13 protein-coding genes and 1 pseudogene are annotated in these 10,711 nt (G+C 35.3%); 8 read left to right on the forward strand and 6 right to left on the reverse strand.

Going from position 1 to position 10,711, the window contains the following annotated elements; all coding sequences use genetic code 11:
• Positions 1 to 620: 620 nt before the first annotated feature.
• Complete coding sequence (locus Q8G36_RS21095; RefSeq protein ID WP_305161542.1) at positions 621 to 1,175, reverse strand: hypothetical protein; 555 nt, start codon at positions 1,173 to 1,175, stop codon at positions 621 to 623.
• A 234-nt stretch (positions 1,176 to 1,409) separates the two neighbouring features.
• Here Q8G36_RS21095 and Q8G36_RS21100 point away from each other — a divergent pair, with 234 nt between their 5' ends.
• The 3 genes from Q8G36_RS21100 to Q8G36_RS21110 all read left to right on the forward strand — a co-directional run bounded on the left by Q8G36_RS21100 (position 1,410) and on the right by Q8G36_RS21110 (position 3,075).
• On the forward strand, positions 1,410 to 1,934 hold the full coding sequence (locus Q8G36_RS21100; protein WP_305161543.1) for a sigma-70 family RNA polymerase sigma factor: 525 nt from the start codon (positions 1,410 to 1,412) through the stop codon (positions 1,932 to 1,934).
• Complete coding sequence (locus tag Q8G36_RS21105; protein ID WP_305161544.1) at positions 1,924 to 2,796, forward strand: DUF4030 domain-containing protein; 873 nt, start codon at positions 1,924 to 1,926, stop codon at positions 2,794 to 2,796. The genes Q8G36_RS21100 and Q8G36_RS21105 overlap by 11 nt, the downstream gene beginning before the upstream one ends.
• Positions 2,797 to 2,922: 126 nt before the next feature.
• Positions 2,923 to 3,075, forward strand: a complete 153-nt coding sequence (locus Q8G36_RS21110; RefSeq protein ID WP_305161545.1) for a hypothetical protein — start codon at positions 2,923 to 2,925, stop codon at positions 3,073 to 3,075.
• Between the two features lie 267 nt (positions 3,076 to 3,342).
• Here the strand turns inward: Q8G36_RS21110 and Q8G36_RS21115 are convergent, their stop codons facing one another.
• On the reverse strand, positions 3,343 to 3,597 hold the full coding sequence (locus tag Q8G36_RS21115) for a hypothetical protein (RefSeq protein ID WP_305161546.1): 255 nt from the start codon (positions 3,595 to 3,597) through the stop codon (positions 3,343 to 3,345).
• A 225-nt stretch (positions 3,598 to 3,822) separates the two neighbouring features.
• Positions 3,823 to 4,137, reverse strand: coding sequence for a hypothetical protein (locus Q8G36_RS21120; protein ID WP_305161547.1), 315 nt, complete (start codon positions 4,135 to 4,137; stop codon positions 3,823 to 3,825).
• 223 nt (positions 4,138 to 4,360) lie between these two features.
• Here Q8G36_RS21120 and Q8G36_RS21125 point away from each other — a divergent pair.
• Positions 4,361 to 4,621: pseudogene (locus Q8G36_RS21125) on the forward strand (tyrosine-type recombinase/integrase); the annotation flags it as partial.
• Between the two features lie 380 nt (positions 4,622 to 5,001).
• On the opposite strand, the gene Q8G36_RS21130 reads toward Q8G36_RS21125, so the two are convergent.
• The gene (locus Q8G36_RS21130) at positions 5,002 to 5,469 is read right to left on the reverse strand and encodes a DUF2690 domain-containing protein (protein WP_305161548.1); all 468 of its coding nucleotides are present in this window, start codon (positions 5,467 to 5,469) and stop codon (positions 5,002 to 5,004) included.
• Between the two features lie 207 nt (positions 5,470 to 5,676).
• Between Q8G36_RS21130 and Q8G36_RS21135 the strand changes: the two genes are divergently transcribed.
• Positions 5,677 to 5,856 (forward strand): hypothetical protein, encoded by a 180-nt coding sequence (locus Q8G36_RS21135; RefSeq protein ID WP_305161549.1) that lies wholly within the window; start codon positions 5,677 to 5,679, stop codon positions 5,854 to 5,856.
• A 759-nt stretch (positions 5,857 to 6,615) separates the two neighbouring features.
• Positions 6,616 to 7,230, forward strand: a complete 615-nt coding sequence (locus Q8G36_RS21140; RefSeq protein ID WP_305161550.1) for a hypothetical protein — start codon at positions 6,616 to 6,618, stop codon at positions 7,228 to 7,230.
• Between the two features lie 625 nt (positions 7,231 to 7,855).
• Here the strand turns inward: Q8G36_RS21140 and Q8G36_RS21145 are convergent.
• The gene (locus Q8G36_RS21145; RefSeq protein ID WP_305161551.1) at positions 7,856 to 8,134 is read right to left on the reverse strand and encodes a hypothetical protein; all 279 of its coding nucleotides are present in this window, start codon (positions 8,132 to 8,134) and stop codon (positions 7,856 to 7,858) included.
• 1,042 nt (positions 8,135 to 9,176) lie between these two features.
• Between Q8G36_RS21145 and Q8G36_RS21150 the strand changes: the two genes are divergently transcribed.
• On the forward strand, positions 9,177 to 9,386 hold the full coding sequence (locus Q8G36_RS21150) for a hypothetical protein (RefSeq protein ID WP_305161552.1): 210 nt from the start codon (positions 9,177 to 9,179) through the stop codon (positions 9,384 to 9,386).
• Between the two features lie 35 nt (positions 9,387 to 9,421).
• Here Q8G36_RS21150 and Q8G36_RS21155 read toward each other — a convergent pair whose 3' ends face one another.
• On the reverse strand, positions 9,422 to 9,907 hold the full coding sequence (locus tag Q8G36_RS21155) for a hypothetical protein (protein WP_305161553.1): 486 nt from the start codon (positions 9,905 to 9,907) through the stop codon (positions 9,422 to 9,424).
• A 267-nt stretch (positions 9,908 to 10,174) separates the two neighbouring features.
• Between Q8G36_RS21155 and Q8G36_RS21160 the strand changes: the two genes are divergently transcribed.
• On the forward strand, positions 10,175 to 10,435 hold the full coding sequence (locus Q8G36_RS21160; protein ID WP_305161554.1) for a hypothetical protein: 261 nt from the start codon (positions 10,175 to 10,177) through the stop codon (positions 10,433 to 10,435).
• Positions 10,436 to 10,711 lie beyond the last annotated feature (276 nt).

Raw genomic sequence — 10,711 nt, forward strand, 5'->3', positions numbered from 1 at the left:
TGAATACTCTATTCAGTTTTAGTTTACATTGGGGTCCCGCCAACATTTCGCGGAAAACATATGGTAAGACATTTTTTTGGAATGAAAAAGCAGGCTTTTTATACGCTAAGGATATTTTTCACCATAAACCCTCGTTTTTGGTGAATTTTAAGATGCAGTTCGTAGCGTGGCTTTCTTGAAGGTTTTCTATAACCAAAAGAAAAACCAAAAACAAATAACCGAAATAGCTGTTTAATAACAGTTATGGTATAGATTCACAGCCATTAACCATTGTTTTCTACAATATTTTCCTTAGCGTATGTTTTCCGCGTTTTGCTGGTAGGACCCCTTATAGATCATGCTTCCAACAATAATAAGTACAATCAATATAATCATAATTAAGAGATTTCCAAAAAAAGCTCTGTCAAAAAGATCAGTATTATCGTCTTAATGAACTACAGGAGCGTTAGCTCCATAATGAGGCCACGGTCTGAGAGCATCCTGGTTGGATCCTCTTTTATTTTGCTTATAATAAGTAGTAGTTGGGTTATTAACTTTAAGATAACTCAGTTTTAAATCATTTCTCAACTTCAATAATATAAAACAACCCACCCTCTTTAAAAGAGGGGGGGTGTCTATTTTCAATCATACCATTCTGTTGCAACTTGACTTGCTGGAACTGTTAATTTAAGTAGACGCAATTCAGCCTTATTATTATCTCCATCCTTATAACTATCAACATTAAAATCTATTGTATATGTTCCACTTGAATTAGGAAGTTCAAAAGGCTTGACGGTTTGGGTAGCAAGGGGATCTTCTTCTACTAATTTATATAACCACCTAATAGAAGGTCCAGTATAAGGTTGGGCTATTAGAATTCTAAGGTTACCTCCACCAGAATAAAAGGTTTTAGACGTACCATAAAACGCATCGTACCCTATGTAATTCCATCCAGCACTTTGTGTCGACATTACATTATTTAATAAAACATCATCTGATATTTTGGTAATTTTAACATCCGATATTTTGGTAATTTTGATATCAACACTTGACTGATCATTAATTCCACCTTCTTCTTCGGGACCCTCTTTTGGGACAATCATCTCTGCATCCATAGCATTAGCATGGATACTAAAATTTGATAAAAAAAGCCCAAAAACAAACATTAAACCAACAGTAAATCTAATTTTACTCATTTTAATTTCCCCATTCTGGTAATATTGTAATCTTTTTCTATAATATCATTTATATTATATTAAAGTAAAAATTTATTTTTAAAAAAAGCTAAGTAAGACCCACTTAGAACAGTACTGTTTTCTGCTTTTAAACCTTTTTTTATCTAAAATGACTAAGTATTATATAATTTTAAAAAAACTTTCGGCCAAAACATGAAATTTTTCGTCTAATAGGTATATGTTAAAAAAAAGAAGGTGATCAACATAATTGAGTACAAAAATCAAGAGGAGAAGAAAAAAGATTTTTTAGCGTTATTTCAACAATGTGAACAAGGTATATATAGGATGGCGTACATTTATGTGAAAAATAAGGAGGATGCATTAGACATAGTCCAGGAGACAGCATACCGGTCCTTTCTGAAATTTAGTACATTGAATGACTTGAAGTATTTTAAAACTTGGATCATAAAAATTACAATAAACTGTGCCATCGATTCACTAAGGAAAAATAAGAAGGAGGTTCAATTAAACACGGAAGTTGTTGAATTTATTCCTAACAGTAAGGAAGATATTCCTTTGTCATTAACCTTACAAGATTTATTAGACACATTAAATGAAGATGAAAAATCAGTAATTTTACTAAAATACTATCAAGGTTATAGTTTTAGCGAGATTTCAGAGATTTTAATAAAACCATTAAGCACAGTGAAATCTGTTTTATATCGAGCATTATATAAACTTCGCGAAAAAACTAGAAGGGAAGATATGTATGGACAATAAGAACGATAAGATAAAACAAGAGATGGATAAAATAGAGATTCCTAAGGAATTAAATAAAAGAATAATTTTAGGAGTTGAGAAAGCAGAAGTAGCTTATGAAATGTCTAATCAACTTAAACCTGAAAGTAAGCAGGGTAAAAAAAGATGGAGTCCTAGAAAAAAAATAATGTTTATCAGCAGTGTTGCTGTAATATTACTAGGATTGTTTTTAAGTTCTGCTTTTGTTTCTCCTGCTATGGCCAAAGTAATTTCAAGCATTCCATATTTAGGTGCGATTTTTCAATCAGAACCAATAGGTAACTTAATTTTTGATGAATTAGAGGAAAAAGGTTACAAAATTAGTGGCACAGGAATCGCTTACAAGCCTAAGAAAGAAGTAGAGGTAAGAATAGAAGGTTCAGATCATTATTTTAATGAAGTAAAAGATGATATCGAAAGGACAGTAAAGGGGATTTTAAAATCAAAGGGTTATGATGCATATTCAGTAAAAGTTAGTAAAGAACAAAATGATTATGTCCTTAATGGGGAAGAGAAGAAAGAAAAACCGACACTTGAAAATGAGGCACAGGATATCAAGATCACAAAAGGCGCCGATAAAGGATCACAAATTACACCTGCGATTGCTGAAGGACTTATGTCGAAAAAGGAGTTTAAGGTTACAGGGGTGAGTTATAAGGGTAACCCGTTGCGCTTTATAATAAGTACCTCCATCTTAAGTTCTGATCCAGAAGCTAAAGCACTTGGAACTGAAATCGAATCAATGATTGTTGAATTTCTGAAATCAGAGGAAATATCGCCAATACTAGGTAAGGAATCGTATGAAATTACTGTAAAGAGCAAAGATAAAAAGAAGATAAATTGAAAAGAAATGGCGGACAATGCTGCCTTATCTTATAAGTTCCTTTATGTAGCTTACGCTAAGGGCAGATTAGTTGAAGATGGAGATTAAAAATAAGTGGTAATGTGGGATTATAGGGGTTGTTTCATAATGATGATAGATAAAAAAAAGAACAAGATACAAATGAAATATAGAGAGAAAATAAGGGAAAAAGAAGAAGATGAAAGTAATAAAAAAGTGGTTGTTATTTCAATTATTATTGTTTTTTTGGTGGCATACTGGGCACACTTTTTTTTCTTCTAAAAATCACGGTGGAGATGGATTATTTGCTCTTGTAGCTTTGATTCACCAAATTACTGGGCTTTAGCTCTTTTGACTAATGATAATGATGTAGAGGCCATCGAAAAGTATTTAAACTAAAAAGTCCTTAAAGGGCTTTTTTTATTGCTTCAAATCGCAGTTTACGCTCTTTATCGACATTACTAAATCCGTTTTGACGTAAAAAAAACATTAGCCTTAAGACTAAAAGGCTGCTCTTAAGGCAGCCTAAAACTTGCTAGGTAGACGATATTATCTTTCAAACTCCCATTGTTGTTTTCTTTTTTTTGGTTTCTGTTGCTCACGGTTTTGACGTTGTTGGTCTTGGTCCATCTGAATGTCCCTTCCTGCCTGTTCAACGCACTTCATAATGGCACCTAATAAGTCGAGACCTTTTTCTTGGGATTGAATCTGATCTTTAAATGCAGGAACTCTAGTTTCCATTTTCCCTAAAGTATGGAACTGTTTTTCAAGGTCCTTTCTTCCAGAAACTCCTTCTTTTTTCATCGAATCTTGGTAAATGTCTTGAAGGTATATAGCCCTAAAAAGGGCTACTAGCCCCTAATAAAATCATAACTTTTGTAAAAGGATAATTTAAGCCAGTAGGAATCTTGAACTCTAACAGCTTCTTAAAAACAAAAGCAAAAAACAGTAATAAATAGTTGATTAAAATGAAAAACTGGAAGGAGGAACAAACTCCCCTCCTTCCAGCTATTTTAGATTTTTAACTCATTAGTTTTTCAGTGTTTTAACCATCGCCATAGCCTTGGCAATAGTATCTTCACTAAAAGATTTTTTGCCATTGCCATCACCCTCACTAAAAATGAGGAAGATAATGACAAACAAAATATCAAGATCGACATTGACATTAACTGTTTGATTAGCATTATTTTTAACCTTGTTATTTACTGTGTCAGTATCAGTCACTGACTGAGCTTGTGCTTGTGCTTGAGCCTGCTCTTGTTGCTGTTCTTGGAGAAAAATCAAAAGCTCGGCTGCCTTTTTTTGCATTTTTTTATTATCATCCTTGTCATAATAACCACTCATCTGGTTCCCTCCTTTCATCAAAGACTACTCTGTAGAGTATGCTTGTCCACTGATGATTGAGAGGGTGCTTGTCCTTTTTAGTTCGCTCTATTATTTAAGTTAGTAGTTTAATAGAAATTCGGCCACGATTAGTAACCCCTATTTTTATCTTTTTTTACGTTTTAAAAAAGTAAGGTAGTTTCACATTAGTCTCAATTGAGTCTAAATCAAATCGCGAATTGCTTCCAGGAAGGGAAAACGCCATATACTCCCTACTCAGGCATACCGGCAGTTAAATAAGACTGCAGACTTCGCTGGCGTGGAACATGTCGGCAACCATACTTTAAGAAAAAATGTTTGACTACTGGTTTTACAAAGCTGCCAAGGATATTGTGATGCTGCAACGATCCTGCATCATTCTCATCCATCTGTTACCCTGCGTTATATCGGCATTACGGAAGAAGAAACGAACAACGTATTGAAACATTTTAGTGTTTTTCACTAATCCATCTCCTTTATTTTCTTCAAGTAATTTTTATTCATTTTGATGCAGTAAGAACGTTACTTTAAGAAAAATAGTCAGTCCAATATCAGCCCACCTGTAAAGAATTCATGTACCCATTAAAACACTAGGCTTTGCCTAGTTCCGCAAAGTAGTTGGGGACAGTTTTTCCTTATGCTCTTCTTCTTCATCAGTTCTTCTTCATCAGAATTTCTTTTGACTTGCCCTTTTTCAAGCAAAGTTCAAAGTGTAGATTTGAAACAAAGTTTGATCAAATTAATACTAATACCCTTGATAAACGAACAAAAAGAAAGAGCGCGTTTTAAAAAAAGAGTGATCAAAACACGCTCTAAATATATTTAGTTTAGCATTGAACTAAAGAATTAATACCAACGAGTATATAAATATTCCCACCAATAACCAGCACCATATTCACCTTGAAAGAGAACATTAGCAGTAGCACGTGCAGTATACCCTGCATCATTAACCTGTTTGGTATAACAAGATTTTTGTCCTAGTGATTTTTTGGCAGTACATGAATAAGATACGCCATCATTTCGTGTAATTCGTGCTGTTCCTTCTTTTGCTGCTGGATCTTCACCAATAGTGAATTTAGCCCAAGCACTTCTACAACTAGGGCTATAGCGAAGGTCAACTTGAGCACCACTAAACCAACTGGTGTTATTCCAATCAGTTACTGTTATTGCATCTCTAGCACATCCCGTAGCAATCGGGTCTGATCCATTAGCAACTGCGGCTGCCACTTTGGGCATTGGTGCTGCAAAAGAAAATATAGAAACTAACATTGTTACAGCACCAATCATCGTTGCCCATTTCTTAAGAGTTTTCATTTCTTCATCCCCCTTTTAAAATGGCTTAAAACACATAATTATCCTATTCAGACTTGAAATAATGTTTGATTAAAAATCACTTAGAATTCTTTAATTGAAAAATAAAACGGTACGACTTTATTTTAAAAATACACAAAGATCAGGTAGATAATTTTTAGAAATAGGGGAAGCTGGATTTCTATGAAAAGATGAAAAAGGAGGGAAAATATGAAGAAAGAAAAAGCTGATTTTCTTGAAGTTAATGAGCTCTTAAATCGGGTTGAAAAACGGCATGAAGAGCTTCGTAAAATAACTGGCGAAGGCGAACCTTATCAACACTTAACGAAACAAAAACACGTCACTGTCTATACCGATGATAAAAAAGCTATGAAGTTCTGGAAAGAGTGAAAAAAGAGAGAAGAGCATAAGGAAAAACTGTCCCAACAACGTTGCGGAACTAGGCAAAGCCTAGTGTTTTTGTGGGTACATGAAAAATCCATCAATGTCCCCTTTGTGTCCCCTAACAAAACCATCAATGTCCCTTTCATGTCCCCCTATTTTATTAATTCTTATTTAAAAAAGAGAAGGAAACCTTCTCTTTAATTTTACTTTTTTATTGGTTTTTTCGACGAAACTTAGCCGTGTTGTTCTCAGTTACACCAAAATAAACCCCTTGGGAGCCAAGGGGTTTATCGTTTTTCACTTTTATGGTTTATGTATAATTTTATTCAGCTAAAAAAGGATATTTCCTCTAAGTCCTCTTCCGATATCGGCCCCGCCTACGCCAGATATTATGACAGCCACACATGCCATCCAACCCATTGTTATTATAACAGAAAGCGCTTACATTCCCAAGGATTACTAAAAAACAATTGGACTCTTATTCTACTATTTAGTTGTTCATCTTAGTAGTTTCTCCAGAAGGTTAGCTAGGGCAGTCTATGGCCGGGGGGGGGGAGAATTCATTTTCCTTTTTTAAAAGGAATCGAGATCACATTAAAGAAACTAATTTTAGATCTAGAACATTTGAAAGACATTGGCTAGAACTAGCAGGGATTTATGGTGTGAGGGTATTTGGTAATTCCGTTCGAAATATCGGAGGGAATTCACACGAGAATGTAGAATAGGTGAATTAAGAGTGATATCAGTGTGAAGGGAATGTGAATCATGAAAATCAAGGAAATATTGGACGACCTATTGATAACCGGAAATACCATAGCCAAGGTCGCAAAAGAGAAAGTTCGCATTGGTGAGAAGAAGTTAAAAGAAGCTTTACACAATGCTGGATACGAGTATCGAAACTCTGGTCAAAAGGGCTGGTACTATGTAGGTGAAGGGGAAGAACCTCTTTATACATCAGTGTTTGAGTTCATCAAATCAAATAATAGTCACCCTAAGGTGAAACAGACTACACCTATACATGCATTCAATGTGAATCAAAGTTCACACGACATGAAAAAGGATTCACATCCTATTCCCCTCGATATGAATAGCCCACGAACTCAAGATAAAAGTTCGATTCCTCCGGAATTCACACCAGAAGAAAGAGCGATTCTTAGAGATTTAATAAGAGGATATGTTCTTAACGACCAGCAAGATAGTCATGGCGATGACTTGTATCAAAGGGTAGTGACATTAGAAAAAGGCAAAAAGGTACGGAAGACGATTGTCATAAATGAGGAAGTTGGAGTTTTGCTAGATAGCTTCGCAGACCAACAGAAATTCAATAAATCCGATCTTATTGAAATTGCTATCTTCGATTTGGTTAAAAAGTACAAATAAGCGCCCTTCTCCAATACATGCTGCTACTTTCTTAGAACACTTGGGGCATGTTAGTTGAAGAAGGAATGAGACTTCGCTTAATTTACCTGTGTAACCAAAACCACCACCGTCATTAAGCATCAGAAAGTTGTAAATCGGAAAAAGCCCACAACATTTAGGTTGGGGCTCTTCTTGCTCCTATTTACTGACTTTGGCAGCTAGTTGGCGATTTTTGTGACTACTAATGAGGGATACCTATATGTTACATTGGCAGATGCAGTAATAACTCTAATACTTAGCCTATCGTTTGCGGATAATCGACGTTGGATTGTTCTTCCTATTGTGTTTCTAGTTTCAACTTGCGATGGTTGCCCGCCTGGACCGCCTGTAATTCGATTAAAGGATTCAAAAGTACTTTCAAGAACTGGGGTTGTGTCATTGATGAATAACCTGAACTGCACTTCGGTATTAAACGTTAAGTTAGAAGCATTAATTAGTCTAGCTGTTAAATCCATGCTAATCTCATATACCCCAGCAGTCAGAACTTCAATATCAGTATAAGGTCCAAGACCAGGAGGAAAAGGAGCTGTTCCTAATAACGGCCCAGGAGTTGTGAAAACAACCTTCTGCCCCAGAGTAGGGGGATTTACCGTAGACACTGTGACAAAATTTCCAGACGGATCGTACAATGATCCATAAGCCAAAGCACCCCCTGGTCCTGGAGGTCCTGGAGGTCCAGTTTCTCCCTGAGGTCCTGGAGGTCCTGGAGGTCCAGTTTCTCCCTGAGGTCCTGGAGGTCCTGGAAGTCCTTGAAATCCTTGAGGTCCTGGAGGTCCTTGAGGTCCTCGAGGCCCTTGTTCACAACCCTTACATTTTTTATGATCGTTTTTATTAAGGAAATGCTCGTCTTTATTAAGGAAATCATCGATATTACACTTATAGGTCGTGTCAACAAATCTACGACCTTGAATTGGCTTTTCTATTTTACTCACCCTTTTTCCTTATAGTTCACTTTCCGAAAAGTTAGTTTCTATTTCCTCTTTAGCAGAGGATACAAGGGGGTCCTATACGTTTTACAGTAAGTGACGGAGATTTATAAGAAACACTTCCTTTCATCAGTATTATTACTAATATATTTAGTTTGAGATGAAAGGTTTGTACTACATAAAAAAAGGCTTTTCCCCCCGCCTGTTCGGTGGGTAAGTTCCATATGTACTTAGCTAACTAAATTGGGGGTAACTCCCTGCTTATTTTTTTGCCCTTCTCCTGGCGAGTTATGGCAAACGCAAAGCAAAATTTTCTAGAGGAAAACGGAATAATGGAAACATCGAAATCCCTAACCAGCCCTTCGCCTGTATGGCTTTCCTGTATTGAATCGAGTAAGGTAAGTACCTTCCTAACGATTGAAAATGAGTGTAGAATCACCCTGAGCGACATGCATTTTGAAGTTCCCTCGTAATTTGTACCTCGATTAGCATTTTAGTGAGTGGCTGCTGTTTATGGTTGGGGGTATTTACATAATATAGAATTTATATTCCCGCCCCCAAAAATAATTTATCCGTGTATCAGTGGCACCGGATAGGCCCCTATAGCCTCCCCTCATGGCCCCTTCAGGCATTCTCCCCTTTCCTATAGTCCGTTCTTGAGGGAGGTTAACACCTGGCCCGCGTAGGGTACAATTCCTTAATGAACTAACGGGTGCTTTAGCTGAAGATCGGAGCTGTTTAAAGAATCATAACGAGATATTGTTTAGGAGCTTCAAAGCGATGTTAGTAGCTGCCGATAAATGGCAAGACTAAGAATAAAAGATGAAGTAGTCATGCCGTTATGGTGTGGCTTTTTATTTGCAAAGAGATTACAAATTATTTCAAATAAAGATGAATTAGTGAATCATTTCCACTTTTTAGTTTTTTCTTTCCGGAAAGAATGCTATTATTTGTAAAACAGATATAATAAGGCGGGATCTTATGGATAAAAAAACTCAACTAGCTTTGATTTTTCTCTTAATACCTCTTGCAATATCAATTTATTTTTGGTTTTCGGACGTAGCCTTATTACGAGGTGGATATGACTTAGCTATAGATGGTTTTGTAGTAGCTAGAGCCTTAATGATTATTTACACCTTACATTTATTGCGAAAATTAGGGGAATTTATCATTAAGAACAAAAAAGATTAGCAATGAGCTAATCTTTTTTGTGTTTTATAGATTAATTAATAGTTGACTAGTCCGTATTCGCCGTGCTTAACTTTTTTGACTTTATATTTCTTTTTTGTAATGGTATCCCCATTGTAGATATTAATTGTGTGGTTTTCACCTTTTTCAACAGCATATTTCACTCTATATCCCATATAGACTCGTCTATTAGGACCAACATCTAATGAATAATGTTTAGCACTTGATTTAGAAAATCCTAGACTGATGCCCAATCCTTTTATACTACCAGATACAGTCGGACTAAAAGTAACAGTTCTATCTGAACTAATGGAACCACCTTTAGCTCCCTTCGTATTTAGATTTTGAGACACCCTCTTGTAACTAGACCACTCGGTATATTTCTTAACCTTCTTTTTTACATGAGTAGTTTCATTTACTCGTTGACTACTAGTTGCGCTAGCTTCATTAGGCATTACAAGTCCATAAGAAATACCTAAAATTAAAATAGCAACAAACATTTTTTTAATCGTTCCTTTTACCACTACATTCACAACCTTCCATTTTCTGCTAGTATATCACGAAATATGACACATAACTACATTTTAAGAAAATTATGGTAAATTTATAAGAATTATAAAAAGAGTCGACCTTCTTCAATAAGTAGACTGATATAAGGGTTATGTCATTATGACATAGGCAATTCAAATAGCTCGTTGCTTTGAAACAATCGTTGAGATAGTTTTTTTTATTGAAGAAGAATAAGGAGCATTAAAGGTTTTTGATCTTTTCTTAACATAGGAGGGCATAAAGTGGTAATTAAATCTGCTCAAAGGTTATATATTTTTTTTGGATTATTCTTTTTAGCGAATACTGCATTATTAGTTACAGTTTCTATTTCGGGGGGAGGATCTCTTAAAGGTAATGAATTTGTGATGTTTGGGATTAGTATCATGGCATTTTGTAATGCATATATTTATCCTCAATTTAAAGAGAATGATGAACGTTCAAAAAGAATAAAAGAGAAAAAGGTATGTTTTTTAGTTATTTTTTTATATTGGGTTATTCAATAATACTTATGGGGCTTTTCCAGTTTAAAGTTATTCATGTAGATGGATACCAAACTATTTGTTTAGTAGTTTCTTTAATTATAATGACTGTTTTTATATCTTTTGTTGTACTTTCAAAACGTTATTAATCTTAACCTTGTACAACTGATATGAACGAAACTGTCAACCCACCACACCCAAATGTTTTTAAATGGTGTTTCATTCAGCTATGAATAGAGTTATTCCTTGTTCAACTTATAAACCAAATATCCTTTCGGATTTAGCTTGTCAAGGGCGTAC

Source organism: Peribacillus frigoritolerans, assembly GCF_030676415.1.
In the GTDB taxonomy this organism is placed as follows: Bacteria; Bacillota; Bacilli; order Bacillales; family DSM-1321; genus Peribacillus; species Peribacillus frigoritolerans_A.

Excerpts from the sequence above, each read along its gene's own strand:
- Q8G36_RS21135 (WP_305161549.1), top strand. The coding sequence starts at position 5,677 with ATGAAGAAAGAAAAAGCTGATTTTCTTGAAGTTAATGAGCTCTTAAAT.
- Q8G36_RS21105 (WP_305161544.1), top strand. The coding sequence starts at position 1,924 with ATGGACAATAAGAACGATAAGATAAAACAAGAGATGGATAAAATAGAG.
- Q8G36_RS21150 (WP_305161552.1), top strand. The coding sequence starts at position 9,177 with ATGGATAAAAAAACTCAACTAGCTTTGATTTTTCTCTTAATACCTCTT.
- Q8G36_RS21130 (WP_305161548.1), bottom strand. The coding sequence starts at position 5,469 with ATGAAAACTCTTAAGAAATGGGCAACGATGATTGGTGCTGTAACAATG.
- Q8G36_RS21110 (WP_305161545.1), top strand. The coding sequence starts at position 2,923 with ATGATGATAGATAAAAAAAAGAACAAGATACAAATGAAATATAGAGAG.
- Q8G36_RS21140 (WP_305161550.1), top strand. The coding sequence starts at position 6,616 with ATGAAAATCAAGGAAATATTGGACGACCTATTGATAACCGGAAATACC.
- Q8G36_RS21095 (WP_305161542.1), bottom strand. The coding sequence starts at position 1,175 with ATGAGTAAAATTAGATTTACTGTTGGTTTAATGTTTGTTTTTGGGCTT.
- Q8G36_RS21120 (WP_305161547.1), bottom strand. The coding sequence starts at position 4,137 with ATGAGTGGTTATTATGACAAGGATGATAATAAAAAAATGCAAAAAAAG.
- Q8G36_RS21115 (WP_305161546.1), bottom strand. The coding sequence starts at position 3,597 with ATGAAAAAAGAAGGAGTTTCTGGAAGAAAGGACCTTGAAAAACAGTTC.
- Q8G36_RS21145 (WP_305161551.1), bottom strand. The coding sequence starts at position 8,134 with ATGATTTCCTTAATAAAGACGAGCATTTCCTTAATAAAAACGATCATA.